This is a genomic window from Neorhizobium fuzhouense (assembly GCF_042611105.1).
Classification (GTDB): domain Bacteria; phylum Pseudomonadota; class Alphaproteobacteria; order Rhizobiales; family Rhizobiaceae; genus Neorhizobium; species Neorhizobium galegae_A.
Genome location: NZ_JBHFFP010000006.1, coordinates 65,931 through 90,073, shown reverse-complemented (window position 1 = coordinate 90,073; position 24,143 = coordinate 65,931). Strand labels below are relative to the sequence as shown.

The following is a 24,143-nucleotide window of genomic DNA, read 5'->3' as shown; positions in this document are numbered from 1 at the left end:
GCTCTTACGACTTGCCGCAATAGGCCCAGCGGCGCTTGGGCCCCACATCCACATGGATGATGCCGTTGCAATAGCGCCCGATGCCGCCAATGCCGGGCGCTGTCGAGGCGGCCGCAATCACCGCGCGGTCGGACACGCCGGGCACGCGGATATCGGCGGCGAGACAACTGCTGTGCTGGGAGCGGCCGGAGCGCGGCCGATGGCCCGAGGTGACGACCGGCTTTCGCCCGGTCTCGATCGCGATATGGGCAAGGATGGCTTCCAGCCTTTCCGGGAAACACTCGGTCTTGACGCTCACCCGCTGCACCGTATAGGCGGCGCTGTAATCGTGGGTGAACAGATTGCCGCGTCGGATTTTCACAGGTTCCTTTTCCGCAGCCATGGCCGATGAAAGGCTGATGACGCTTGCGAGCGCGACGCACAACAGTTTGCGCATGAAGTCTCCGTCCGGTTCAAGGCCCATAAGAAAGGGCTAACTTTCAACTGGCGGAGCATTTCCTTCCTGAAAGTGACCTCAGTAAGGGCAAAATTGCTCAAATTTTAGATCTGTCTGCCTTTGATGTTAAATTCCATTAACCATTTTCCGCGGCACCCGCTCTGGATGGAGCATTCAAGACGGAGAAAAGGGTGGTTCATGATCACGCATCCGTGCGCTCAAAGGCGGTCGCAACGGCGCAAAGATGTCGCAAATATGCCTGAATAATGTCGAATGCACTAACGTTCTGCTTGTATTGTGATCAGGATTCGCATTTGCTCTGCGCCTCACACCCAGGATCACATTGGGGGAAGGGAAACAAAGAATGACGTTCATGAAAACCAGATTGGCGACTTCGATCCTCGTGGGATCGCTTCTGTTTGGCGCGAGCAATGCGCTGGCCGAAGCCGTTCTGCATCGCGGCAACAGTGGCGAGCCGCAGACGCTCGACTACGCCCACATCTCCATCGACATCGAAAGCTTCGTGGTCAAGGACCTGTTCGAAGGCCTGACGATCTATGATGCCAAGGGCGAGATCGTGCCCGGTGCCGCCGAAAGCTGGACCGTGTCCGACGACGGCACGGTCTATACCTTCAAGCTGCGCGACAATGCCAAATGGTCGGACGGTTCTGCCGTGACGGCCGAGGATTTCCTGTTCTCCCTGCGCCGCGTCGAAGATCCGAAGACGGCGGCCGGCTATGCCAATATTCTCTACCCGATCAAGAATGCGCAGAAGGTCAACAAGGGCGAACTCCCCGTCGACCAGCTGGGTGTGAAGGCGGTGGATGCCAAGACGGTCGAGATCACGCTCGAGCGTCCGACGCCGTTCTTCTTGCAGCTTCTGGCGCATCAGACGGCACTGCCGATCTCCAAAGCCAATTTCGAAAAGTTCGGCGATCAGTTCGTCAAGCCCGGCAACATGGTCTCCAACGGCGCCTTCAAGCTTGAGAGCCATGTGCCCAACGATACGCTGACCGTGGTGAAGAACGACCAGTACTGGGATGTCGCCAACGTCAAGCTCGACAAAGTGATCTTCTACCCGATTGATGACGATGCGGCGTCCGTGCGTCGTTTCGAGGCCAAGGAAATGGACCTGGTCTATAATTTCTCCGCCGACCAGATCAAACGCCTGCGGGAAAGCTATGGCGACCAGGTGCATGTGAACCCCTCGCTCGCCACCTATTACTACACCTTCGACACGCGCGAGGCGCCCTATAGCGACGTTCGGGTGCGCAACGCGCTCTCGATGGCTGTCGACCGCGATTTCTTGGCAGCCGAGATCTATTCCGGCGCGCAGCTTCCGGCCTACCATCTCGTGCCGCCGGGCATGGAAGGCTATGGCGAGGGCGCCGTGCCGGACTGGGCCGCGCTGTCGCAGATCGACCGCGAGGATAAGGCCGTCGCGCTGATGAAGGAGGCCGGCTACGGCGAAGGCGCAAAGCCGCTCAACATCGAGATCCGCTACAACACCAACGCCAACCATGAGCGTGTGGCAACGGCGGTCGCCGACATGTGGAAGAACACCTTTGGTGCCAATGTGTCGCTGGTCAATCTCGATGTCGCCTCGCACTATGCCTACCTGCAGGAGGGCGGCAAGTTCAACGTGGCCCGCGCCGGCTGGACGGCCGATTATGCCGATCCGGAAAACTTCCTGACGCTGAATGTCGGCTCCAACGTCACCTTCAACTATGCCAAGTACAAGAACGACGAGTTCGACGCGCTGATGCAGCAGTCGAACGAGGAGCGGGACGTGGCAAAGCGCATGGACATCCTGAAGAAGGCCGAGGCCATTCTCAGCCGTGACCAGCCGATTGCGCCGTTCATGAACACGGCCAACCTGTGGCTCGTCGCATCGCGCGTCTCCGGCTGGAGCGACAATGCGGTGAACGAGCATCTGTCCAAGTATCTGAACGTCTCCGAATAATCCTTGAAGGGAGAATGACGCGCGAAACCCAAAGGGTGTCGCGCGTCATGCTTTTTGACCCATGATCAGCTTCGTCCTGCGCCGGCTGATGAGCGCCATTCCCACGGTGTTCGTCGTCGTGACCATTTCGTTTTTCCTGATGCGCTTTGCGCCCGGCGGCCCGTTCAACCTGGAACGTCCGCTGCCGCCCCAGACCATGGCCAATCTGATGGCGACCTACCATCTCGATCAACCGATCTGGCGGCAATACCTCACCTATATCGGCAATGCGCTGACCGGCGATTTCGGCCCGAGCTTCATCTACAAGGACAATACCGTTGCCGAACTCATCGGCAAGGCGCTGCCTTATTCGATGCAGCTGGGCTCCATGGCCATCCTGATCGCGCTCATTGGCGGCGTGCTGCTCGGCACGATTGCGGCGCTGCGCCAGAACAGCGCGCTTGATTTCGGTCTGATGGCGTTCGCGACGGTGGGCGTCACCGTTCCCAATTTCGTTGTCGGTCCGGTGCTGACGCTGGTCTTTGCCGTGCTTCTGTCCTGGCTGCCTGCCGGCGGCTGGGGCGATGGCTCGGCGCAATATCTCATCCTGCCGATGATTGCGTTGGCGTTGCCGCAGCTGGCCGTCTTTGCCCGCCTCACGCGCGGCGCGATGATCGAGGCGCTGCACACCGACCATATCCGCACGGCCCGCGCCTATGGTCTGCCATCGCGGGTCGTGGTCGTCACCCATGCGCTGCGCGGGGCGATGCTGCCGGTCGTTTCCTATCTGGCGCCCTGTGCTGCAGCGCTGCTTACCGGTTCGGCTGTGGTGGAAAGCATTTTCACCATTCCAGGCGTTGGCCGCTATTTCGTGCTGGGGGCGCTCAACCGCGACTATCCGCTGGTGATGGGCACCGTCATCCTCGTCGCGATCTTCGTGATCCTCTTCAATCTCCTGGTCGATATCGCCTATGGCCTGCTCGACCCGAGGGTTCGCCATGACTGACATGACCACTCTTTCCGCGACAGCACCCGAAATGAAGGGCCGAAGCCTTGGCCAGCTGGCCTGGATGCGCTTTCGCCGCAACACGGCGGCCATGGTGTCCTGCCTCGTGCTGCTGCTGATCGGCCTTTTTTCCTTTGCCGGCCCGCTCTTCGTGCCGCACAGCTATGATCAGGTGTTTGCCTCCTACGTCACCATTCCGCCGAGCCTTTCGCCGCGACCGGACCCGAAGACGCTGGAAGACGTCGCCGCCTCGGCGGCAAAGCGCGCCCGCCTGACGCTCGAAAGTTTTGAGATCGACAACGGCGTCTTTACCGCCAGAGTGACCTCCTCAAGCCCCATCGATCCGCGCTCGGTGCGCTATTTCGACCGGGTGAACGAGTTCAAGTCGACGGAGGTCAAGGAAACCGCCCCCGACCAGCTCTCCATGGTGCTGACCGGCACGGTGGACCAGAAATATTTCTTCTTCGGCACCGACAGCAACGGCCGTGACCTGATGGTGCGCGTCATGCTCGGTGGACAGATTTCTATTGCCGTCGGACTTGCCGCCTCGCTCGTTTCACTCGGCATCGGTGTCGTCTATGGCGCAACGTCGGGTTATCTCGGCGGGCGCGTCGACAATGTGATGATGCGCTTTGTGGAAATCCTCTATTCGCTGCCCTTCGTCTTTCTCGTCGTGGTGCTGGTGGTCTTCTTCGGCCGCTCGGTCATCCTGATCTTTGCCGTCATCGGCGCGGTGCAATGGCTGGAAATGGCCCGTATTGTGCGTGGGCAGACGCTGTCGCTGAAGCGGCGCGAATTCGTCGGCGCAGCGCAGGCGCTCGGCCTCTCCGACTGGCAGATCATCCGCCGCCACATCATCCCCAATACCATCGGGCCGGTCATTGTGTTTGTGACCGTGGTGGTGCCGCAGGTGATCCTGACGGAGAGTTTCCTGTCCTTCCTCGGCCTTGGTGTCCAGGCGCCGCTTGCCAGCTGGGGCACGCTGATCTCGGAAGGGGCAAAGAACATGCAGAACGCCCCCTGGCTTCTGATCTTCCCGTCGATCTTCTTCGTCATCACGCTGTTTTCGCTGAATTTCGTCGGCGACGGCCTGCGCGACGCGCTCGATCCGAAGGACCGCTGAGAATGGATACGAACAACACAAGCGAGACCGTGCTGACGGTTGCCAATCTGAAGGTCGATTTCACCACACCGGACGGCGAGGTGAATGCCGTCAAGGGCACCGGCTTTTCGGTGAAAAAGGGCGAAACGCTCGCCATCGTCGGCGAATCCGGCTCCGGCAAGAGCCAGACGATGATGGCGATCATGGGACTTCTGGCCAGCAATGGCCGCGTCTCCGGCTCGGCGCGCTATGGCGAAACGGAACTGGTTGGTGCGAGTCTTTCGACGCTGAACAGCGTGCGCGGATCGAAGATCACCATGATCTTCCAGGAGCCGATGACCTCGCTCGATCCGCTCTACACGATCAGCCGGCAGATTGCCGAACCGCTCATCCATCATCGCGGCATGGGCAAGCGCGAGGCGCGTGCCCGCGTTCTGGAATTGTTGAAACTCGTCGGCATCCCGGACCCGGAGCGGCGCATCGACAGCTATCCGCACGAAATGTCCGGCGGCCAGCGCCAGCGCGTGATGATCGCCATGGCCTTGGCGAACGAGCCGGATCTGCTGATTGCCGACGAGCCGACAACGGCGCTCGACGTGACGATCCAGGCGCAGATTCTGGATCTTCTCGCTGACCTGCAAAAGCGCTTCGGCATGGCCATCGTGCTGATCACCCATGATCTGGGTGTCGTGAAGCATGTCGCCGACCGCGTCGTGGTGATGCGGCGTGGCGAGATTGTCGAACAGGGCACACGCGACGAGATCTTTGGCAATGCCCAGCATGACTATACGAAGATGCTGCTTGCCTCCGAGCCCGCCGGCATCAAGCCTGCGCCGCCTGCGGAGGCTCCGGTCATTCTGGAAGGCCGCAATGTCGTGGTTGATTTCGATATCGGCTCGGGCCTGTTCTTCAAGGGCAACCAGACGTTTCGCGCCGTGGACAATGTGACGGTGAGGCTCCGCAAGGGCCAGACCATTGGCATCGTCGGCGAATCTGGTTCGGGAAAATCGACGCTCGGGCGCGCCCTGCTGCGCCTCCTCGAATCGGACGGGCGCTATCGCTTCGAGACGACCGATGTCTCGAGCCTCGACCGCAAGCAGATGCGGCCCTACCGGCGCCAGTTGCAACTGGTGTTCCAGGATCCTTATGGTTCGCTGTCGCCGCGCCAGACCGTGGGCGAGATCATCACCGAAGGGCTTTACGTCCACGAGCCGGCGCTTTCCAAGGCCGACCGGGACAAGCGGGCCATCGAGGCGCTGAACGAGGTCGGGCTCGATCCGGCCGCGCGCAACCGCTATCCGCACGAGTTTTCCGGCGGCCAGCGCCAGCGCATCGCGATAGCCCGCTCGATGATCCTCAAGCCCAAGGTGGTTATTCTGGACGAGCCGACCTCGGCGCTCGACCGGTCCGTGCAGCGCCAGGTGATCGATCTCCTGCGCGACCTGCAGTCAAAACATGATCTCTCCTATGTCTTCATCAGCCACGATCTTTCTGTGGTGCGCGCCATGTCCGACCATGTGGTTGTCATGAAGAACGGCCGCATCGTGGAGGAGGGGCCGACGGAGGAAATTTTCGACAGTCCCGCCCAGGATTATACCCGGGCGCTGATCGCGGCTGCCTTCACGCACTGATATCTCTCGTGTTACGCCCGGTTCTGCCGGGCGTAACTTTTTTTGAAGGAGAGGACACATGCTGAGCCTGTTTCTCGTGACCCTTGTTGTCGATGACTATGACCGCGCGAAAGATTTTTATTGTGGGGTACTCGGCTTCGAACCCGTGTTCGACGCGCCCCTGCCGGAGGAGGGTAAGCGCTGGGTGGTCATCAAGCCGAAGGGCGGCGAGGGGGCCTCGCTGCTTTTGGCCCGCGCCGATGGCGAGGTCGAACAGGCGGCGATTGGAAACCAGACGGCCGGCCGCGTCAGCTTCTTCCTGTCGACGGATGATTTTGCCCGCGATCATGCGGCCTTCCTGGAGAAGGGCGTGCGCTTCCTTGAAGAGCCGCGCCACGAGCCTTACGGCACGGTTGCGGTATTTTCCGATCTCTACGGCAATCTTTGGGATCTGATCCAGCACAACACCGATGCAGCCCCTTGATCGCAAGGCCCAAGCCGTGCTTCAAGCGCGCCGTTAGCACCATGGCCCTCAGGGGCGGAACGCGGAAAGATCTTCACCCTTTCCGATGATCCGTTTCCAAAAGCCTGTGGCCCTCCACCAGCCTGAATGAGGACGATATGAATACCTTCCAGCCGCTTGTTTTCTCCGGCGTCCAGCCGACCGGCAATCTCCATCTCGGCAATTATCTCGGCGCGATCCGCAAGTTCGTCGCGCTGCAGGAAAACAATGATTGCATCTATTGCGTCGTCGACCTGCATGCGATCACCGCCCAGCTCGTGCATGACGATCTGCGCGGCCAGATCCGCTCGATTGCCGCCGCCTTCATCGCCTCCGGCATCGATCCGAAGAAGCATATCGTCTTTAATCAGTCGGCCGTGCCGCAGCATGCGGAACTCGCCTGGATCTTCAACTGCGTTGCCCGCATCGGCTGGATGAACCGCATGACGCAGTTCAAGGATAAGGCCGGCAAGGACCGCGAAAATGCCTCGCTGGGTCTGCTTGCCTATCCGAGCCTGATGGCGGCCGACATTCTGGTCTACCGCGCCACCCATGTGCCTGTCGGCGACGACCAGAAGCAGCATCTGGAACTGGCCCGCGATATCGCGCAAAAATTCAACATCGACTTCCAGGAAAAGATCCGCGCCACCGGCACGGGTGTCGACATGGTCGTGGGTGAAGAGCCGATCCACGGCTATTTCCCGCTGGTCGAGCCGCTGATCGACGGGCCGGCCCCGCGCGTCATGTCGCTGCGCGATGGCACCAAGAAGATGTCGAAATCCGACCCGTCGGACCTGTCGCGCATCAACCTGATGGACGATGCCGACGAGATCCTGAAAAAGATCCGCAAGGCCAAGACCGATCCGGACGGCCTGCCGTCCGAACTGGAAGGCCTGAAAGGTCGTCCGGAAGCAGAAAACCTTGTCGGCATCTATGCGGCGCTGTCGGACAAGACGAAGGAACTGGTGATTTCCGAATTCGGCGGTCAGCAGTTTTCCGTGTTCAAGCCGGCGCTTGCCGATCTCGCCGTTCATGTGCTGTCGCCGATCACCGGTGAAATGCGCCGGCTGATGGACGATACCAGCCATATCGATGCCATCCTGCGGGATGGCGGCGAGCGCGCCGGCGCCCGCGCCGAAAAGGTGATGAACGAGGTGTTCGACATCGTGGGCTTCCTGCGCTGAACCGATAGCCGGGCCGAGAGACAGGCACCCGCCGGGCTGCAACAGGCCGGCGGGTTTTCATTTTCGCCGATTGGTATAAGTTCTCAAACGCGATACATCCGGTCGAGATGAGGGGGAGCGTCCATGGTTTCAAAGCGTCTTTCACGGCTTGAGGGGCATCGCCGCAAGTTCCTGGCCGTCATCGACGGAACGCCGGAATGCGAACGCGCCGTGCATTATGCCGGGCGCCGCGCCAAGAATTCCAATGGCGGGCTGATCCTCCTCTTCGTCATTCCGGAAGGCGATTTCCAGCAGTGGCTGGGTGTCGAGCAGATCATGCGCGCCGAAGCGCGCGAGGAAGCGGAAGCCGCCATGGCAAAGGCTGCCCAGAGGGTGCGCGAGACGATCGGCATCGATCCGGAAGTGGTGATTCGCGAGGGCAGTGCGTCGGACGAAATCAATGCGGTGATCGAGGAGGATCGCGATATCGCCATTCTCGTTCTGGCCGCCGGTTCCTCCTCCAAGGAAGGGCCGGGACCGCTTGTCACCTCGCTTGCCGCCCGCGGCGCGGCCTTCCCCATCCCCGTCACCGTGCTTCCCGATACGCTGACGGATGACGAGATCGACGCGCTCTGCTGACAGGGTCTTGATCGGGGTTTTGGAAATACGCACTTGAATATAAACATGAACCCGATTATCTTCTTTTGAAGAATTCTAAACTGGCGCCCCTGTGGCTGCCGAGGAGATCCCCAGATGTTCATCCAGACCGAATCCACGCCGAACCCGGCGACGCTGAAGTTCCTGCCCGGCAAGGTGGTGATGGAAAAGGGCACGGCGGATTTCCGCAACGCCGAAGAAGCCGAGGCTTCGCCGCTCGCAGCGCGCCTGTTTGCCATCAATGGTGTGACGGCCGTCTATTTCGGCTATGACTTCGTCACCGTGACGAAGGAACGCCAGGAATGGCAGCACCTGAAGCCGGCCATTCTGGGCTCCATCATGGAGCATTTCATGTCCGGCCAGCCCGTGATGGGCCGATCGGCCAGCATGGCGGAAGCGACCGACGAGGAAGGCGAATTCTTTGAGGATGGTGACGAAACGATCGTTGCCACCATCAAGGAACTGCTAGAAACGCGCGTGCGCCCGGCCGTGGCCCAGGACGGCGGCGACATCACCTTCAAGGGGTTTCGCGATGGCACCGTCTATCTCAACATGAAGGGTGCCTGCTCCGGCTGCCCGTCGTCGACGGCAACGCTGAAGCACGGCGTGCAGAACCTCCTCAAGCATTTCGTGCCGGAAGTGCAGTCGGTCGAGGCGCTCTGATCCTTCATGATGCTTCTCGCCATCGATACGGCCGGGGTGGATTGTTCCGCCGCGGTCTATGACGCTTCCCAAGGCAAAATCCTGGCCGAGGTGACGGACCGCATCGGCAAGGGCCATGCGGAACGGCTGATGGCGATGATTGATGAGGTGCTGGAAACGGCCGGCGTGGCGCTGCCCGATCTCACCCGGATTGCAGTGACCATCGGGCCCGGCTCGTTTACCGGCATCCGCGTCGGCGTTGCAGCTGCGCGTGGCCTCGCGCTTGCGCTGCCGGCCGATGCCGTGGGCGTCACCACGCTTGCGGCTCTTGCCCGCGCCCACCTTGCAAACGATGCGTCTCGTCCGGTGATCGCGGCCATGGATGCCAAGCGTGACGAGATTTATGCGCAGGTTTTTGGCACTGATGGTGCGCCAATAACCGAGCCTGCCGCCGTGTCTCTTGAGGATCTACGCCATTTAGCGGAAATCCAGGGCGCAGCCGTTACCGGCTCGGCAGCATCCCTTCTGTCCGGCGAAGGGGCGGCCTCCGAACCCGATCGTTTCGACATTGGCATTGTCGCGCGCCTCGGCGCGGAGGTTGAGGCGCATGTAGCGCGGCCGAAACCGCTTTACCTTCGCGGGCCGGATGCTAAACCGCAGGACGGATTTGCCCTTTCCCGCGCCTGACGATTCTCGATGTTCGACGATTACCTGACCTGGAAGCCCTTTTTCGATATCGTGCCGATGAAGGACAGCGATTGCCGTCCCGCATCGGAGCTGCACGGGCAGCGCTTTGCGCGGCAGTGGAGCGAGGGTGAAGTTCTGGATCTTCTCGGGCAGGACGGCGTCTTCGGCTTTTGCGCACTGCAATCCAATGCCTTTTTCAGCCGGCCGCTCGGCGGCTTCGTGCTGTCGCGCGAAGTGGCGGGCGAAGCGGAAATCCTCACCATTGCCGTCGGCGAAAAGCTTGCGCGCACCGGCCTTGGCTGGCGCCTGATGCAAGCGGCGCTTCGCGAAGCGGCCGTCCGCGGTGCTGAAACCATGTTTCTGGAAGTCGAGGAAAACAATGCCGCCGCCGTCGGTCTCTACCGGCGGCTCGGCTTTTCGCAGGTGGCGCGCCGGCCCGCCTACTATGCCAGCGCCGATGGCACGCGGAGCGCAGCGCTTGTCATGCGGCGCGATCTTCGCTAGTCCGATACAGATCCCATCTGCGATGCAAGGCCGTGACGACATGACAGACCTTTCCAAATCCCTGGAGGAGCTGTGCGCCGAGCGTGGCATGCGCATGACCGATCAGCGCCGCGTGATTGCGCGCATCCTGCAGGACAGCGATGACCATCCCGATGTGGAGGAGCTTTACCGCCGCGCCACCAAGGTCGATTCGCGCATCTCCATTTCCACGGTCTATCGCACGGTCAAACTGTTCGAGGATGCCGGCATCATCGAGAAGCACGATTTTCGCGATGGCCGCTCGCGTTATGAAACCGTGCCGGAAGAACATCACGACCACATGATCGACGTGAAGACCGGCGAGGTGGTGGAGTTCCGCTCCGCCGAGATCGAGGCGCTGCAGGAGCGCATTGCCCGCGAACACGGCTTTCGCCTCGTCGGCCACCGGCTTGAGCTATACGGCATTCCGCTCGACAAGGACGATCCGTGATCAACTGGCTGCGGATCGGGCTGGTCTTCCTGCTCCTTACGGCGCTGACGCTTGTTCTTTTGCCGGTGCAGCTTCTGGCCCTCCGATTCGACTGGATGCTGCGCCGCCGCCTGCCGCGCGTCTGGCATCGGGCGGCCTGTTACCTGCTCGGCATCCGCATTCGCCAGCATGGCAGCCTTGAAAGCCGCCGGCCGCTGATGCTGGCCGCCAATCACGCGTCCTGGAAGGACATTCTCGTGCTCGGCGCGATTGCCGATGTGGTGTTTGTCGCGAAAGCCGAGGTGGCCGACTGGCCGGTGTTCGGCTGGCTGGCAAAGCTGCAGAAATCGGTCTTCGTGGTGCGCGAACAGAAACGCAAGGCGGGCGAGCAGGTAAACGAGATCGCCGCGAGACTGGCCGCGCGGGAAATCATCGTTCTGTTTCCCGAAGGAACGACATCGGATGGCAACCGGCTTCTGGAGGTGAAGTCCTCGCTGTTCGGCGCAGCCTCTGCCGCGGTTGCGTCGGCGCCGGAGGGTGTCGTTTATGTGCAGCCCGTTTCGATTGCCTATACGGGCATTTATGGCATGCCGATGGGCCGCTATCATCGCCCGATTGCCGCCTGGCCCGGCGATGTCGAACTTGTGCCGCATCTGATGGGCGTCCTGAAGGCGGAAGCCATGGAAGTGGATGTGGATTTCGGCGAGGTGGTGGAGTTTCGCGCCGAGACCAATCGTAAGGTGGCAGGCGCGACGGTGGTGGACCGGTTGCGCTCCCTGCTGCGCGACCGGCTTTATCCGCGCAGCCGGTGAGCACGAAGCCCTTCTAATTCAGGCCGTCTTGCAGTAAAGAGGCGGCCATGACCGACCTGACAGCCACCCTTCCAGCCGCCACGCCCTCCGGCGGCGACATCGCCATCCCGCAGGCAAGCCCTGTGGGCAATGCGCGAAAAGTGTTCATCAAGACCTACGGGTGCCAGATGAACGTGTACGATTCCATGCGCATGGGCGATGCTCTGGCGAGCGAAGGATATGTGACCACAGAGACGGTGGAGGATGCCGATCTCGTTCTTTTGAACACCTGCCACATCCGCGAAAAGGCCGCCGACAAGGTCTATTCGGCGCTTGGCCGGCTGCGTGACATGAAGAAGGAGCGCAATGCCAACGGCCGCGAGATGATGATCGGCGTGGCCGGTTGCGTCGCGCAGGCGGAAGGCGAGGAAATCCTGCGCCGGGCGCCTGCCGTCGATGTGGTGATCGGTCCGCAGACCTATCACCGGCTGCCGCAGGCGCTGAAGCGCGCGCGCGCCGGCGAGCGCGTCATCGAGACGGACTATGCGGTCGAAGACAAGTTCGAGCATCTGCCGGGCGCCGAGCGCGCCGCGATCCGTTCGCGCGGCGTGACCGCCTTTTTGACCGTGCAGGAAGGCTGCGACAAGTTCTGCACCTTCTGCGTGGTGCCTTATACGCGTGGCTCGGAAGTCTCGCGGCCGCTGTCCCAGATCCTCGACGAAGCAAAGCGCCTTGTGGATGCGGGCGTGCGCGAGGTGACGCTGCTTGGCCAGAACGTCAACGCCTGGCATGGCACGGGTCCGGACGGCGCCGCCTGGGGGCTTGGCGATCTTCTCTATCGGCTGGCCGAGATTCCCGGTCTTGCGCGGCTTCGCTATACGACGAGCCATCCGCGCGACATGGATGACCGGCTGATCGAGGCGCATCAGAACCTGCGCGCCCTGATGCCCTATCTGCATCTGCCGGTGCAGGCGGGATCCGACCGTATCCTGAAGGCGATGAACCGTCGCCATACAGCTGCCGATTACCTGCGCCTCATCGAGCGCATCCGCACCGCGCGTCCTGACATCGCGCTGTCGGGCGATTTTATCGTTGGTTTTCCCGGCGAAACGGATGCGGATTTCGAAGACACGCTGCGGCTGGTCGAAACCGTCGAATATGCCCAGGCCTTTTCGTTCAAATATTCGACGCGGCCCGGAACTCCGGGTGCCGATCTCGGTTCTCAGGTGGACGATGCGGTGAAGGCCGAACGGCTCGAACGGTTGCAGGCGCTGCTTCTCAAGCAGCAGCACGCCTTTGCAGAGGGTTGCGTGGGCAAGACCATCGACCTGCTTCTGGAAAAACCCGGCCGGATGCCCGACCAGCTGATCGGTCGCTCGCCCTGGCTGCAGTCTGTGAATGTTGATGCAAAAACATCGCAAATCGGTGACATTATCCAGGTACGAATCACGGGCACGGGACCAAACAGCTTGTTTGCCGAGAGGATCGAGCGTTAAATGGTTCAAAGCCGCTTATAGGAGCCTTGCTACTTGAACAGACAGGAATTGGTTTCCTCACCCTCGCGCAACACCCGCACCGCCGCGATCGATGCCAATCACTTCGTCTTGACGTTCGAGAACAACAGGCTGGCCAGCGAACTCTTCGGCCAATTCGACCAGAACCTGAAGCTCCTTGAGGAGCGCCTGCATATCGATGCGCGGGCGCGGGGCAACTCGGTCAGCATTTCCGGCGAGCTTCTGGCGACCAACCAGGCGCGACGCGCCCTCGATTTCCTCTACGAGCGCCTGCAGAAGGGTGCCTCTGTCGAAACCTCCGACGTGGAAGGTGCAATCCGCATGGCAGTTGCCGCAGACGACCAGCTGATCCTGCCGACGCTCGAACGCAAGGCCAAGCTGTCGATGGCGCAGATCTCCACCCGCAAGAAGACGGTGGCGGCCCGCACCCCGACGCAGGATGCCTATATGCGGGCGCTGGAACGGTCGGAACTGGTCTTTGGGGTTGGCCCTGCCGGCACCGGCAAGACGTATCTGGCCGTTGCCCATGCCGCCCAGCTGCTGGAGCGCGGTGCCGTCGACCGGATCATCCTGTCGCGTCCGGCGGTGGAAGCGGGCGAACGGCTCGGCTTCCTGCCCGGTGACATGAAGGAAAAGGTCGATCCCTATCTGCGCCCGCTTTACGACGCGCTGTACGACATGATCCCCGGCGACAAGGTGGAGCGGGCAATCACCGCCGGCGTCATCGAAATCGCGCCTCTGGCCTTCATGCGCGGGCGCACACTTGCCAATGCCGCCGTCATCCTCGACGAGGCGCAGAACACGACATCGATGCAGATGAAGATGTTTCTGACGCGACTTGGCGAAAATGCCCGCATGATCGTGACCGGCGACCCGAGCCAGGTGGATTTGCCGCGCGGCGTCAAATCTGGCCTTGTGGAAGCGCTGCAGCTCTTGAGCGGCGTCGAGGGCATCTCCGTCGTGCGCTTCAAGGATACCGATATCGTGCGCCACCCGCTGGTCGGTCGCATCGTCCAGGCCTATGACGCGCAATATGCCGTTCATGAAGAAAGCGAGCACGAGAGCCGCTGAAGTCGGCCTTCAATCCCATGCCAGAGCTAGACATACAGATCAGCGTCGAGGACGAACGCTGGCCCGATGAAGAGACGCTCGCCACGATGGCCGAGCGGGTGATCCACGCGGCCGCCGATTACCTGGCACGCGAAGAAAAGCAGCCTTTCCAGCCGCATCCGGCAGAGCTTTCGCTGGTGTTTACCGACGATGCGGCGGTCCGCGAGATCAATGCGCAGTGGCGCGATCAGGACAAGCCGACCAATGTCCTGTCCTTCCCCGCCTTTCCGGTGACGCCCGGCAAGATGCCCGGCCCCATGCTGGGCGATATCGTCATTGCGCGCGAAACTGTCGAGCGCGAGGCGGTTGATCTGGACAAGTCTTTCGACGATCATCTGACGCATCTGATGGTGCACGGTTTCCTGCATCTTTTCGGCTACGACCACATCAAGGTGGACGAGGCGGAAAAAATGGAAGCGCTGGAGACTCGTATTTTGGCCACCCTTGGCCTATCTGATCCCTATGCGGGACAGGATCCGCTGGTATAACACTGGAACCATGAACGAGATTTCGACTCAGGCCGCGCACGGCGGCACCGAATCCGAGCAGTCCTCCTCCGAAGAGGGTGGCAGTCCGTTACGACGCGAACACCACGGCCGCTCGCACAGCACCTTCTGGGCGCGGGCGATCCGCCTGCTGCGGCCAGCCCAGGGCGAAAGGTTGCGCGAAGACCTCGCCGACGCCCTGATGACCGATACCTCCGTCAGCAGTGCCTTTTCGCCCGAAGAACGGGCGATGCTGCACAATATCCTGCGATTCCGGGAAGTGCGTGTCGAAGACATCATGGTGCCGCGCGCCGATATCGAGGCCGTCGACATGACCATGACGCTCGGCGAGCTGATGATCCATTTCGAGGAAACCGGTCGCTCGCGCATGCCCGTCTATAGCGATACGCTGGATGATCCGCGCGGCTTCGTGCACATTCGCGACCTTCTGTCCTATCTCGCCAAGCAAGCGCGCAACAAGCGCCGCAGCGCGCCGCAAAAGGCGGTGCAGGTGGACGGTGCCTCCGGTGCCGTGCTGAAGGAAAAGACGGTGCGTACCCCGCGTCCTGCCTTTGATCTTGGCCGCGTCGACCTGATGAAGACGGTTGCCGATGCCGGCCTCATCCGCCAGATCCTCTTCGTGCCCCCCTCCATGCTGGCGTCCGACCTGTTGCAGAGCATGCAGGCGGCGCGCACGCAGATGGCGCTTGTCATCGACGAATACGGCGGCACTGACGGTCTCGTCAGCCACGAGGATATCGTCGAAATGGTGATTGGCGATGTCGAGGACGAGCACGATGACGACGAGGCTTTGTTCTCGCGCACCAGCGAGGATGTGTTCATCGCCGATGCCCGCGTCGAACTGGAAGAAATTGCCGAGGCCATCGGCCCGGATTTCGACGTGCGCGATCAGCTGGAAGATGTCGATACGCTGGGCGGTCTGATCTTTTCGGCGCTTGGCCGCATTCCGGTGCGCGGCGAGCTGGTGCAGGCGGTGCCGGGCTTCGAGTTCCAGATTCTCGATGCCGATCCGCGCCGCATCAAGCGGGTACGCATCATGCGCAAGCGCCATGTCGTTGCGCGCCGGCGCCAGCTGAAGGGGGATGCCTCCGCATCCGAGGCAGCACTGGGCGCGGCCGAGACGCCGGTGGATTCAGCACCTGTGTCGGCAGCCCCCAACCCGCCGCAGGATGGTGTCGAGCGGCCCGAAGGCTGATCCGGGAAGGGTACTCTGCCGAAGGGCGCCGTCGCGTGCGGCGCGCCTGCGGCAAGTCAGGCCCATGCGGCCGCCCGTCGCCTCCTTCCACGGCCAGCCGCGCCTTCCTTTGATCCGCCTCAGTTTGCCTGCAAAGCGTTTCCGGTTTCGGCCGTGATGTTGTAGGCGTTGCTTCAGTCACATGCGTATCAAGCCCGTCAGGCGTGGCCCCGCACAGCCGGTTGCCTGCGCGTCCTTAAGAGATCGGAAAGGATGTCCATGGAGCGTTTCGCCGGCAGTGTCATGCTTCTATGGGGGTGGCGTCGAGCGGGTCTTGCGATCTTGGCCGGCGCTGTTGCGGCGCTTTCCATGCCGCCCGTCTCCTTTGTCGCCTCGCTCTTTGTTTCCTTTACCCTGCTTGTCTGGCTGATGGATGGCACCGCAACCGTCCCGGAAGCGGGGCGGCTCGGGCGTTTTCGCGCGGCGTTTTCTCTCGGCTGGCTGTTCGGCTTTGGCTATTTCGTCGCCGGCCTCTGGTGGCTCGGCAATGCGCTGCTGGTGGATGCGGACGAATTTGCCTGGGCGCTTCCGCTGGCAATTTTCGGCCTGCCGGCGGTGCTTGCGGTGTTTTACGGATGCGCGACGCTGATCGCGAGCCTTCTGTGGTCGGACGGGTTCGGGCGTCTGGCGGCTCTTAGCGTGGGCTTTGCCCTTGCCGAATGGCTGCGCAGCTTTCTGTTTACCGGTTTTCCCTGGAATGCGATCGGGTATGGCATGATGCCGGTGCCGGTCATGATGCAGTCGGCGCAGGCGATCGGCATTTTTGGCGTCACGCTGCTGGCCGTGTTCGTGGCCGGCGCGCCGGCGCTGATTGCAACGCGCAAGGGTGCGGCCGGCGGCCTTGTCATCGCGGCGGCCCTGATTGCGGCCCATGTCGGATACGGCGTCTATCGCATGCATGTCGTCGCCGCCATTCCGTCGAGCCAGCCGCCTCTTTCCGTGCGGATCGTCCAGCCGGTGATCGACCAGGCCCGCAAGATGGACAACACCGACCGTCTGGCGGTGTTCGAGGAACATCTGGCGCTGTCGGCGCTGCCGCCAAAGCCGGGCGCCCGCAGACCGGATGTCATCGTCTGGCCGGAAACCTCGGTCCCCTTCATCCTGACCCAGAATCCGGGGGCTCTCACCCGCATTGCCGGCATGCTGCAGGACGGGCAGGTGCTGCTGGCGGGCGTGGTGCGCGCCGAAGAGGCAGCCCCCGGCGAGCCGACGCGCTACTACAATTCCGTTTATGCCATCGACAGCCAGGGCGAGATCATTGCCGCCTCCGACAAGGTGCACCTGACGCCGTTTGGTGAATATCTGCCGTTCCAGAGTTTCTGGGACAGGCTCGGCATCAGCAATATTGTCGAGATGCCGGGCGGCTTTACCGCCGGCGCCAGCCGGTCGCTGATCACGCTGCCGAGCGGGCAGTCCTTCTATCCGCTCATCTGCTACGAGGCGATCTTTCCGGGCGAGATCGGCGCGGAAGTTGCGCGTGCATCCGCGCTTCTCAACATCACCAATGATGCCTGGTTCGGCAATACACCCGGGCCCTACCAGCACTTCCTGCAGGCGCGGTTGCGGGCGGTGGAAACCGGCCTTCCGCTGATTCGCGGAGCCAATAACGGCATTTCCGCAATCATAAATGCCACTGGCGAGGTAGGAAATGCGCTTGACTTTGATCAAAAAGGCGTGATCGACTCCACTTTGAGTGGTGCTTCCGTCCCTGCTTGGGACAACTACACGCGGGAAACGCACTTCTGGTTGTTGATCCTCTCTATGGCGTTGATTGCAGCTGTTTCGCGCATGGGTTTAAAAAACCATCTCAATTGACCAGAAACCCCTAAAATTGCATAGTGTTGCAGCCTTTCGTTGGATCCTATGTTTCCGTGTATCGCCTGGGCAGCGATTGTTTTAGTAGAAACATAAGTTTGCACGTAATGCGGGTTATGGGGATTGAAGAGCAACCTAGGACATTGACGATGATTGAAAACAAGAAGAAGCCGAACCCGATTGATATCCATGTCGGGAGCCGAATCAGGCTTCGCCGTACCATGCTGGGCATGAGCCAGGAAAAGCTGGGCGAGAGCCTGGGCATCACCTTCCAGCAGATCCAGAAGTACGAAAAGGGTACCAACCGTGTCGGCGCCAGCCGGCTGCAGAACATTTCCAGCATCCTGAATGTGCCGGTCTCGTTCTTCTTCGAGGACGCGCCTGGCGACCATGCGACCGGCCCATCCGGCATGGCTGAGGCATCCAGCTCCAATTACGTCGTCGACTTCCTGTCGTCCTCCGAAGGCCTGCAGCTCAACCGCGCCTTCGTGAAGATTTCCGACCCCAAGGTTCGCCGCAAGCTGGTCGATCTGGTCAAGGCGCTGGCCGCCGAGGCTGACGTCGAATAAGCGCTTCCCATCGCATATCCCCGGAAAAGCGGCCTGATCGGCCGCTTTTTTTTGTCCAAAATCGCTCCAAAAGCGCCGGCATAAACCTTTCGTTGTCGTATAAAGATATATTTATGTGGTTCTGTCCTTGTTTTTGAATGGCGAACTGACTACGACATTCAGCGGTTTGTTCTTGAGGGGAATCCCAGCATGCGCGCCAATTATCTGTTCACCAGCGAATCCGTTGCCGAAGGTCACCCCGACAAGGTATGCGATCGCATTTCCGATGAAATCGTCGATCTGGTCTACCGGGAAGCCGCCAAGACGGGCGTTGACCCGTGGACGGTTCGCATCGCCTGCGAGACGCTTGCCACCACCAACCGCGTGGTGATTGCCGGCGAAGTCCGTCTGCCGCCGAGCCTGATGAAGACCGACAAGAACGGCAACGAGGTGATCAACCCGGCCAAGTTCAAGACGGCGGCGCGGCGCGCCATCAAGGACATCGGCTACGAACAGGACGGCTTCCACTGGAAGACGGCCAAGATCGATGTGCTCCTGCACTCGCAGTCGGCGCATATCGCACAGGGCGTCGACAATGCCGCCGACCAGCAGGGCAATGAAGGCGCCGGCGACCAGGGCATCATGTTCGGTTACGCCTGCAACGAAACGCCGGACCTGATGCCGGCCCCGATCTATTATTCGCACCGCATCCTGCAGCTGCTTTCGGCGGCCCGCAAGACGGGTGAAGGCGATGTCGGCAAGCTCGGACCGGACGCCAAGAGCCAGGTGACGGTGCGTTATGTCGATGGCAAGCCCTATGAGGCCGTCTCCATCGTGCTCTCCACCCAGCATCTCGACGAAAGCTGGGACAGCAAGAAGGTGCGTGAGGTTGTGGAGCCTTACATCCGCGAAGCGCTGGGCGACCTGCAGATCGCCGAGGATTGCGCCTGGTACATCAACCCGACCGGTAAATTCGTCATCGGCGGCCCGGATGGCGATGCGGGCCTCACCGGCCGCAAGATCATCGTGGACACCTATGGTGGCGCTGCCCCCCACGGCGGCGGCGCGTTTTCCGGCAAGGACACCACGAAAGTGGACCGTTCGGCTGCCTATGCGGCGCGTTACCTCGCCAAGAACGTCGTGGCCGCCGGTCTTGCGGAAAAATGCACGATCCAGATCTCCTATGCCATCGGCATCGCGCAGCCGCTGTCGATCTATGTTGACCTGCATGGCACCGGCAAGGTAACCGAGGATCAGGTCGAAGCGGCAATCCGCAAGGTGATGGACCTGTCACCCTCCGGCATCCGCCGTCACCTCGACCTCAACAAGCCGATTTATGCCAAGACCTCTTCCTACGGTCATTTCGGCCGCAAGGCCGGTCGCGACGGGTCCTTCTCCTGGGAGAAGCTCGATCTCGTCAAGCCGCTGAAGGAAGCCTTGAAGAACTGAGGACGTCAGACTGATGGAATCCGAGCGCCGTTCGCGAGCCACCGAGGCCTTTTTCGGGCGGCGCAAGGGAAAGCCATTGCGGGAACGCCAGGCCGACCTGATGGCCTCGGTCCTGCCGGCGCTGAAAGTGGATCTGGCGCAGCCTGCGCCAGAGACCATCGCCTCGCTGTTTCCGCAGCCGGTCACATCCATTCGTCTGGAAATCGGCTTCGGCGGCGGCGAGCATCTCGTCCACCGGGCCGTTGAAAATCCCAATGTCGGCTTTATCGGCGTCGAGCCCTTCATCAATTCCATGGCAAAGCTTCTGGCACGCGTGGAAGAACTGGGCCTGAAAAATATCCGGGTCTATGAGGATGATGCGACGGCGCTGCTGGACTGGCTGCCGGAGGCCTCGATCGACCATATCGATCTTCTCTATCCTGATCCCTGGCCGAAGAAGAAGCACTGGAAGCGGCGGTTCGTATCGGCCGTCAATCTGGCGCGCTTTCACCGGGTGCTGAAGCCCGGCGGCGTGTTCTGCTTTGCCTCCGACATCGATACCTATGTCAACTGGACGCTCTCCCATTGCGCCGCCCATGGTGGCTTTCAGTGGACAGCCGAGGAGCCGGCGGACTGGCTGACGCCTTACGCCAACTGGCCGAGCACACGTTACGAGGCAAAGGCCCGCCGCGAAGGTCGGTCATCCGCCTATCTCACCTTCACCCGTGTCTGATTGAATTTTTGAGCTGTCGCGTGCCGGGCGTCTGTTGTCGCTTCGGCAGGGTGCGCGGCGGGAAGAGAAAGACCCTCAGTGAAGGCTTACGGTCTTCAGATCGTCTTCGGCAGCCTTGAAAAATGTGCTGGAGCGGTTGTCGGTGAGCAGGATCGGCGTGCCATCGGCGCCGAACAACGCCCAGAGATCGAGCGTCGGGTCGATCTGCGGCGCTTCGGGAAAGCAGCGGGAAACATCTTCCGAGCGGATCTTGCGGATATAGCCGACTTCCCCGGAACCGAGGTGGGCCAGTTCGGATTCTGTCAGGCTTGCGGTCGCGTTTTTGAGGAGCATGTGAGCCTCCGTCTCGAAATGTCAGGCATTGCTGCCACGACGTTACTTTGAGACGGAAATGTTAATTTTTCGCACCATGCGTTCCGGCTCGGGACGAATGAGATCGACGCTCAGGAGCCCGTTGGTCAGCCGTGCGCCGGATACCTGCATGCCATCGGCCAGCACGAACATTCGCTGGAACTGGCGTGCGGCAATGCCGCGATAAAGGTAATCGCGTTCGCCCGTTTCGCTCTGGCGGCCGCGGATGACGAGCTGGTTTTCCTCGACACTGACGTCGAGATCATCCTGCGAGAACCCGGCGACGGCAAGCGTGATGCGCAGCCGCTCCGGCTCTCCCGCCGCATCCGGCGCCATGCGCTCGATGTTATAGGGAGGATAACCGTCATTCGCCTTGGCCAGGCGTTCCAGGGTCTTTTCCATGGTGTCGAAGCCCAGCAGCAGCGGGCTGGTGAACGGTGTCATGCGGCTCATTGTCCAGTCCTTGGGATCAAGCGACTTTTGCGCACCCTGAAAGGCATGCGTCTGATGGCCCTCATATGGGAAGTCTTGCGCTTGAGCGCAAGCCGCGCCGCCCCTGACAGGCAGCGCGGCTGGTTGCCTGTCAGACCCTGGCATCCACGTCGGAAAACAGCGGAATGGCCGGCTGCGCGCCGGGCTTCAGGCAGGCGAGCGAACCGGCAACGGCTGCACGGCGAAGCGCCGCCTCGAAGGAAAGTCCCTGGTCGAGGCTTGCCGCCAGATAGCCGCAGAACGTGTCGCCGGCGCCCACCGTATCGACAGGGTCGATGACGAGGCCTTTGGCGCGCAGAACCTGTCCATCATGCAGGGCGACGACACCGTCGCCGCCGAGCGTCACCACCAGCGTCTGCCCGGTCTTGGCATGCAGCGCCTGCATTTCCGCAAGGCGGCTTTCCGCGTCAAGGCCGCTCTTGCCGATCAGCAGTTCGAACTCGGTTTCATTGGCAACGACAATCGTGGCAAGGCCCGCCAGCCGGATGGCATCGGGCGTCAGCGGCGCGGTGTTGAACAGCGTGCGGATTGCGCGGCTCTTTGCCTCGACCATGGCCTTTTCGACCGCGTCGGCGGGGATTTCCATCTGCAGCATCAGGATGTCGCCGTCTGCCATGCCGGCGACAGCGGCAGCGCCATCGTCTGCATCGAGCGTACCATTGGCGCCCGGAACGACGGCAATCATGTTTTCGCCATCGCCGCCGACCAGAATCAGCGCTGTGCCGGTCGGGCCGGGGACGGGGCTTACGGCGGAGAGGTCGGTGCCGGCGTCCTTCAGCAGGGCAAGGGCCGGTGCGGCAAATTCATCCTGGCCGACGGCCGCCACCATGCGCACGGAACTTCCGGCGCGTGCGGCCGCCAGCGCCTGGTTTGCGCCCTTGCCGCCGGCGGCCGTTGCAAAGCTTGTGCCGGCAACCGTTTCCCCCGGCTCTGGCAGACGCGCCGTGGTGGCGATGAGGTCCATGTTGACGGAGCCGAAGACGGTGATCATGACAGGCGGCCTATGCTGTTGAGGTGTCCGATAAGCGATGTGCGAAAGATGCGCGCCGGACACTGCCCGAGGAGGTCAATCCTCGTCAACCACCCTCAGCTTCAACAGGCCTGTCCGGCTGTCGACACTCCGCTCCCGTGCCGGCGTTTCCGATGGCGGTAGACTTGCAGGCGGCGGTTCCAGATCGAGCGCGCCGATGCGGGCACCTCGGCGCGTCAGCTTGTCGGAAGAGGTAAGAATCTGCTCGACATCCTTCTGGGCCGCAAGGAAATGGCTCTGCAGTTTGCGCGTCCGTTCATCCAGCCGCAGAAGATCTTCCATCAGAAGCGCCACCTCGCCCTGGATCAGATGCGCCTGTTCGCGCATGCGCTGGTCCTTCAGCACCGCCTGGATGACCTGGATGGAGAGCATCAGCAGCGACGGTGAGACGATGACGAGGCGGGCGCGCTGCGCCTTTTGCACCACCGCCTCGAAATGCTCATGGATCTCGGCAAAGATCGATTCGGACGGCACGAAGAGGAAGGCCGTATCCTGCGTTTCGCCCGCGATCAGGTATTTTTCGGCAATGTCGCGGATATGGGTTTCGAGATCCCGGCGAAACTGCGCCCCTGCCTGCTTGCGCGCCTCCGGCTGGGTCGAATCGCGAAGGGCGTGCCAAGCTTCCAGCGGAAATTTGGCGTCGACGACGAGGGGCGGTGCACCGTTCGGCATGGCGATAGTGCAATCGGGGCGCATGCCGTTGGAGAGCGTCGGCTGGAAGGCATAGGCCCCTTGCGGCAGGGCATCGGCAATAATCGCCTCCATGCGGCCTTGCCCGAAGGCGCCGCGCGTCTGCTTGTTGGAGAGGATCGCCTGAAGGCCGACGACGTCCTTGGCCAGCGTCTGGATGTTGTTCTGCGCCGCATCGATTACCGCCAGCCGCTCCTGCAGCTTGCGCAGGTTGTCATGGGTGGATTTCGTCTGCTCGGCAATGGTCGAGCCCAGCCGGTGCGTCATGCCATCCAGCCGCTGATTGATCCCCCGGTTCAGCTCTGCCTGCCGGCTTGCGAGAGCCTCGGCCATGGCCGAAACGCGGCCCTGCATCTCCATCTGCGCGCGCATCAGATCAGCAAACCGTTCCTCCGCCTGCTCCGCGTCGTGTCGGGACGAGCGGCGCATCACAAGCACCAGCAGCAGCGCAAGCACAAGACCCGCGACCACGACAAGGCCGCTGGTTCCCTGAAGCGAAAGGAGGATCTGGTCGAAAAGGGGAAAATTCCGGTTCTGCATGGGGCAAGCCTACCGGAGATCCGCGATTTCTGGAAGATCAAAACGGGAACATTTGTGATTTGAGCGCAAAAACCGGTGGTTTGGGCTGTTTCATCGATCCAAAAGATGGGCTATGGGGATTTCATGACGATCAAGCCCCTCATCATCCTTCCCGACCCCCTCCTGCGTCAGGTTTCGCAGCCGATCGAGCGCGTGGACGCCGACGTGCTGAAACTTGCCGACGACATGCTGGAGACCATGTACGAAGCGCCCGGCATCGGCCTTGCCGGCATCCAGATCGGCGTGGCCCGCCGCATTCTGGTGATCGATCTTGCCCGCGAAGGCGAGGAGAAGACGCCGCTCGTCATCATCAACCCGCAGATCGTCAAATTCTCGGATGACGCGTCGGTCTACGAGGAAGGCTGCCTGTCGATCCCGGACTACTATGCGGAAGTGGAGCGCCCGGCCGCGGTCACCGTCACCCATGTCGGCCGTGACGGCAAGGAGCATGTGCTGGAAGCCGACGGCCTGCTTGCCACCTGCCTGCAGCACGAGATCGACCACCTGAACGGCGTGCTGTTCATCGACCATATCTCCCGGCTGAAGCGCGAGATGGTGATCAAGAAATTCACCAAGGCAGCGAAAGGCAAGGCTGTCTGAGGCGCTTGAAAGCGTACCTCATC

Annotated in this window: 26 protein-coding genes; 21 read left to right on the top strand and 5 right to left on the bottom strand. The window is 61.6% G+C overall.

The annotated features are described in order from the left end of the window. Window positions 1-4: 4 nt before the first annotated feature. Window positions 5-436: a YcbK family protein gene (locus tag ACEXP3_RS12595; protein WP_377297568.1), complete on the bottom strand. Its 432-nt coding sequence runs from the start codon at window positions 434-436 to the stop codon at window positions 5-7. A gap of 364 nt (window positions 437-800) precedes the next feature. Here ACEXP3_RS12595 and ACEXP3_RS12590 point away from each other — a divergent pair, with 364 nt between their 5' ends. From ACEXP3_RS12590 to trmB, 20 genes are all read left to right on the top strand, one after another. Then, window positions 801-2,399, top strand: coding sequence for a peptide ABC transporter substrate-binding protein (locus ACEXP3_RS12590; protein WP_377297567.1), 1,599 nt, complete (start codon window positions 801-803; stop codon window positions 2,397-2,399). Window positions 2,400-2,460: 61 nt separating this feature from the next. Continuing rightward, window positions 2,461-3,384 carry an oligopeptide ABC transporter permease OppB gene (oppB, locus tag ACEXP3_RS12585; protein ID WP_377297566.1) on the top strand — a complete coding sequence of 308 codons (924 nt, stop codon included), beginning with the start codon at window positions 2,461-2,463 and terminating at the stop codon, window positions 3,382-3,384. Next, window positions 3,377-4,507, top strand: coding sequence for an ABC transporter permease (locus ACEXP3_RS12580; RefSeq protein WP_377297565.1), 1,131 nt, complete (start codon window positions 3,377-3,379; stop codon window positions 4,505-4,507). The genes oppB and ACEXP3_RS12580 overlap by 8 nt, the downstream gene beginning before the upstream one ends. 2 nt (window positions 4,508-4,509) lie before the next feature. Continuing rightward, window positions 4,510-6,117 carry an ABC transporter ATP-binding protein gene (locus tag ACEXP3_RS12575; protein ID WP_377297564.1) on the top strand — a complete coding sequence of 536 codons (1,608 nt, stop codon included), beginning with the start codon at window positions 4,510-4,512 and terminating at the stop codon, window positions 6,115-6,117. Between the two features lie 58 nt (window positions 6,118-6,175). After that, on the top strand, window positions 6,176-6,580 hold the full coding sequence (locus ACEXP3_RS12570; RefSeq protein WP_377297563.1) for a VOC family protein: 405 nt from the start codon (window positions 6,176-6,178) through the stop codon (window positions 6,578-6,580). Window positions 6,581-6,717: 137 nt separating this feature from the next. Beyond that, complete coding sequence (gene trpS, locus ACEXP3_RS12565) at window positions 6,718-7,782, top strand: tryptophan--tRNA ligase (protein WP_377297562.1); 1,065 nt, start codon at window positions 6,718-6,720, stop codon at window positions 7,780-7,782. Window positions 7,783-7,905: 123 nt separating this feature from the next. Beyond that, window positions 7,906-8,400 (top strand): universal stress protein, encoded by a 495-nt coding sequence (locus tag ACEXP3_RS12560; protein WP_210103728.1) that lies wholly within the window; start codon window positions 7,906-7,908, stop codon window positions 8,398-8,400. Between the two features lie 114 nt (window positions 8,401-8,514). Then, window positions 8,515-9,081 (top strand): NifU family protein, encoded by a 567-nt coding sequence (locus ACEXP3_RS12555; RefSeq protein ID WP_210103727.1) that lies wholly within the window; start codon window positions 8,515-8,517, stop codon window positions 9,079-9,081. Window positions 9,082-9,087: 6 nt separating this feature from the next. Beyond that, window positions 9,088-9,747, top strand: a complete 660-nt coding sequence (gene tsaB / locus ACEXP3_RS12550) for a tRNA (adenosine(37)-N6)-threonylcarbamoyltransferase complex dimerization subunit type 1 TsaB (protein WP_377297561.1) — start codon at window positions 9,088-9,090, stop codon at window positions 9,745-9,747. 9 nt (window positions 9,748-9,756) lie between these two features. Then, window positions 9,757-10,251, top strand: coding sequence for a GNAT family N-acetyltransferase (locus tag ACEXP3_RS12545; RefSeq protein WP_377297560.1), 495 nt, complete (start codon window positions 9,757-9,759; stop codon window positions 10,249-10,251). 40 nt (window positions 10,252-10,291) lie between these two features. Beyond that, a complete protein-coding gene (locus tag ACEXP3_RS12540; protein WP_210103724.1) occupies window positions 10,292-10,720 on the top strand; it encodes a Fur family transcriptional regulator in 429 nt (142 codons plus the stop codon). Continuing rightward, window positions 10,717-11,511 carry a lyso-ornithine lipid O-acyltransferase gene (olsA, locus tag ACEXP3_RS12535; RefSeq protein WP_377297559.1) on the top strand — a complete coding sequence of 265 codons (795 nt, stop codon included), beginning with the start codon at window positions 10,717-10,719 and terminating at the stop codon, window positions 11,509-11,511. Before ACEXP3_RS12540 ends, olsA begins: the two co-directional genes overlap by 4 nt. 47 nt (window positions 11,512-11,558) lie before the next feature. Further along, window positions 11,559-12,986, top strand: a complete 1,428-nt coding sequence (gene miaB, locus ACEXP3_RS12530; RefSeq protein WP_377297558.1) for a tRNA (N6-isopentenyl adenosine(37)-C2)-methylthiotransferase MiaB — start codon at window positions 11,559-11,561, stop codon at window positions 12,984-12,986. 33 nt (window positions 12,987-13,019) lie between these two features. Continuing rightward, a complete protein-coding gene (locus ACEXP3_RS12525; RefSeq protein ID WP_210103721.1) occupies window positions 13,020-14,075 on the top strand; it encodes a PhoH family protein in 1,056 nt (351 codons plus the stop codon). A gap of 17 nt (window positions 14,076-14,092) precedes the next feature. Beyond that, window positions 14,093-14,602, top strand: coding sequence for an rRNA maturation RNase YbeY (gene ybeY, locus ACEXP3_RS12520; RefSeq protein WP_377297557.1), 510 nt, complete (start codon window positions 14,093-14,095; stop codon window positions 14,600-14,602). 10 nt (window positions 14,603-14,612) lie between these two features. Then, window positions 14,613-15,815 (top strand): hemolysin family protein, encoded by a 1,203-nt coding sequence (locus tag ACEXP3_RS12515; protein WP_377297556.1) that lies wholly within the window; start codon window positions 14,613-14,615, stop codon window positions 15,813-15,815. 258 nt (window positions 15,816-16,073) lie between these two features. Then, window positions 16,074-17,669, top strand: coding sequence for an apolipoprotein N-acyltransferase (lnt, locus tag ACEXP3_RS12510; protein ID WP_377297555.1), 1,596 nt, complete (start codon window positions 16,074-16,076; stop codon window positions 17,667-17,669). 149 nt (window positions 17,670-17,818) lie between these two features. Then, a complete protein-coding gene (locus ACEXP3_RS12505) occupies window positions 17,819-18,238 on the top strand; it encodes a helix-turn-helix domain-containing protein (protein WP_210103717.1) in 420 nt (139 codons plus the stop codon). Window positions 18,239-18,427: 189 nt separating this feature from the next. Then, the gene (gene metK, locus ACEXP3_RS12500) at window positions 18,428-19,666 is read left to right on the top strand and encodes a methionine adenosyltransferase (protein WP_377297554.1); all 1,239 of its coding nucleotides are present in this window, start codon (window positions 18,428-18,430) and stop codon (window positions 19,664-19,666) included. 13 nt (window positions 19,667-19,679) lie between these two features. Next, the gene (gene trmB / locus ACEXP3_RS12495; protein ID WP_377297553.1) at window positions 19,680-20,378 is read left to right on the top strand and encodes a tRNA (guanosine(46)-N7)-methyltransferase TrmB; all 699 of its coding nucleotides are present in this window, start codon (window positions 19,680-19,682) and stop codon (window positions 20,376-20,378) included. Between the two features lie 75 nt (window positions 20,379-20,453). Here trmB and ACEXP3_RS12490 read toward each other — a convergent pair whose 3' ends face one another. From ACEXP3_RS12490 to ACEXP3_RS12475, 4 genes are all read right to left on the bottom strand, one after another. Further along, window positions 20,454-20,711, bottom strand: coding sequence for a BQ00720 family protein (locus ACEXP3_RS12490; protein WP_210103714.1), 258 nt, complete (start codon window positions 20,709-20,711; stop codon window positions 20,454-20,456). A 42-nt stretch (window positions 20,712-20,753) separates the two neighbouring features. After that, window positions 20,754-21,182: an Hsp20 family protein gene (locus tag ACEXP3_RS12485; protein WP_210103713.1), complete on the bottom strand. Its 429-nt coding sequence runs from the start codon at window positions 21,180-21,182 to the stop codon at window positions 20,754-20,756. 130 nt (window positions 21,183-21,312) lie between these two features. After that, window positions 21,313-22,212 (bottom strand): ribokinase, encoded by a 900-nt coding sequence (locus ACEXP3_RS12480; protein WP_377297552.1) that lies wholly within the window; start codon window positions 22,210-22,212, stop codon window positions 21,313-21,315. A 75-nt stretch (window positions 22,213-22,287) separates the two neighbouring features. Further along, window positions 22,288-23,481, bottom strand: coding sequence for a DNA recombination protein RmuC (locus tag ACEXP3_RS12475; protein ID WP_377297551.1), 1,194 nt, complete (start codon window positions 23,479-23,481; stop codon window positions 22,288-22,290). 123 nt (window positions 23,482-23,604) lie between these two features. Between ACEXP3_RS12475 and def the strand changes: the two genes are divergently transcribed. Continuing rightward, window positions 23,605-24,120, top strand: a complete 516-nt coding sequence (def, locus tag ACEXP3_RS12470) for a peptide deformylase (protein WP_377297550.1) — start codon at window positions 23,605-23,607, stop codon at window positions 24,118-24,120. Window positions 24,121-24,143 lie beyond the last annotated feature (23 nt).

Excerpts from the sequence above, each read along its gene's own strand:
- ACEXP3_RS12595 (WP_377297568.1), bottom strand. The coding sequence starts at position 436 with ATGCGCAAACTGTTGTGCGTCGCGCTCGCAAGCGTCATCAGCCTTTCA.
- ACEXP3_RS12590 (WP_377297567.1), top strand. The coding sequence starts at position 801 with ATGACGTTCATGAAAACCAGATTGGCGACTTCGATCCTCGTGGGATCG.
- oppB (WP_377297566.1), top strand. The coding sequence starts at position 2,461 with ATGATCAGCTTCGTCCTGCGCCGGCTGATGAGCGCCATTCCCACGGTG.
- ACEXP3_RS12580 (WP_377297565.1), top strand. The coding sequence starts at position 3,377 with ATGACTGACATGACCACTCTTTCCGCGACAGCACCCGAAATGAAGGGC.
- ACEXP3_RS12575 (WP_377297564.1), top strand. The coding sequence starts at position 4,510 with ATGGATACGAACAACACAAGCGAGACCGTGCTGACGGTTGCCAATCTG.
- ACEXP3_RS12570 (WP_377297563.1), top strand. The coding sequence starts at position 6,176 with ATGCTGAGCCTGTTTCTCGTGACCCTTGTTGTCGATGACTATGACCGC.
- trpS (WP_377297562.1), top strand. The coding sequence starts at position 6,718 with ATGAATACCTTCCAGCCGCTTGTTTTCTCCGGCGTCCAGCCGACCGGC.
- ACEXP3_RS12560 (WP_210103728.1), top strand. The coding sequence starts at position 7,906 with ATGGTTTCAAAGCGTCTTTCACGGCTTGAGGGGCATCGCCGCAAGTTC.
- ACEXP3_RS12555 (WP_210103727.1), top strand. The coding sequence starts at position 8,515 with ATGTTCATCCAGACCGAATCCACGCCGAACCCGGCGACGCTGAAGTTC.
- tsaB (WP_377297561.1), top strand. The coding sequence starts at position 9,088 with ATGATGCTTCTCGCCATCGATACGGCCGGGGTGGATTGTTCCGCCGCG.
- ACEXP3_RS12545 (WP_377297560.1), top strand. The coding sequence starts at position 9,757 with ATGTTCGACGATTACCTGACCTGGAAGCCCTTTTTCGATATCGTGCCG.
- ACEXP3_RS12540 (WP_210103724.1), top strand. The coding sequence starts at position 10,292 with ATGACAGACCTTTCCAAATCCCTGGAGGAGCTGTGCGCCGAGCGTGGC.
- miaB (WP_377297558.1), top strand. The coding sequence starts at position 11,559 with ATGACCGACCTGACAGCCACCCTTCCAGCCGCCACGCCCTCCGGCGGC.
- ybeY (WP_377297557.1), top strand. The coding sequence starts at position 14,093 with ATGCCAGAGCTAGACATACAGATCAGCGTCGAGGACGAACGCTGGCCC.
- ACEXP3_RS12515 (WP_377297556.1), top strand. The coding sequence starts at position 14,613 with ATGAACGAGATTTCGACTCAGGCCGCGCACGGCGGCACCGAATCCGAG.
- lnt (WP_377297555.1), top strand. The coding sequence starts at position 16,074 with ATGGAGCGTTTCGCCGGCAGTGTCATGCTTCTATGGGGGTGGCGTCGA.
- ACEXP3_RS12505 (WP_210103717.1), top strand. The coding sequence starts at position 17,819 with ATGATTGAAAACAAGAAGAAGCCGAACCCGATTGATATCCATGTCGGG.
- metK (WP_377297554.1), top strand. The coding sequence starts at position 18,428 with ATGCGCGCCAATTATCTGTTCACCAGCGAATCCGTTGCCGAAGGTCAC.
- trmB (WP_377297553.1), top strand. The coding sequence starts at position 19,680 with ATGGAATCCGAGCGCCGTTCGCGAGCCACCGAGGCCTTTTTCGGGCGG.
- ACEXP3_RS12490 (WP_210103714.1), bottom strand. The coding sequence starts at position 20,711 with ATGCTCCTCAAAAACGCGACCGCAAGCCTGACAGAATCCGAACTGGCC.
- ACEXP3_RS12485 (WP_210103713.1), bottom strand. The coding sequence starts at position 21,182 with ATGAGCCGCATGACACCGTTCACCAGCCCGCTGCTGCTGGGCTTCGAC.
- ACEXP3_RS12480 (WP_377297552.1), bottom strand. The coding sequence starts at position 22,212 with ATGATCACCGTCTTCGGCTCCGTCAACATGGACCTCATCGCCACCACG.
- ACEXP3_RS12475 (WP_377297551.1), bottom strand. The coding sequence starts at position 23,481 with ATGCAGAACCGGAATTTTCCCCTTTTCGACCAGATCCTCCTTTCGCTT.
- def (WP_377297550.1), top strand. The coding sequence starts at position 23,605 with ATGACGATCAAGCCCCTCATCATCCTTCCCGACCCCCTCCTGCGTCAG.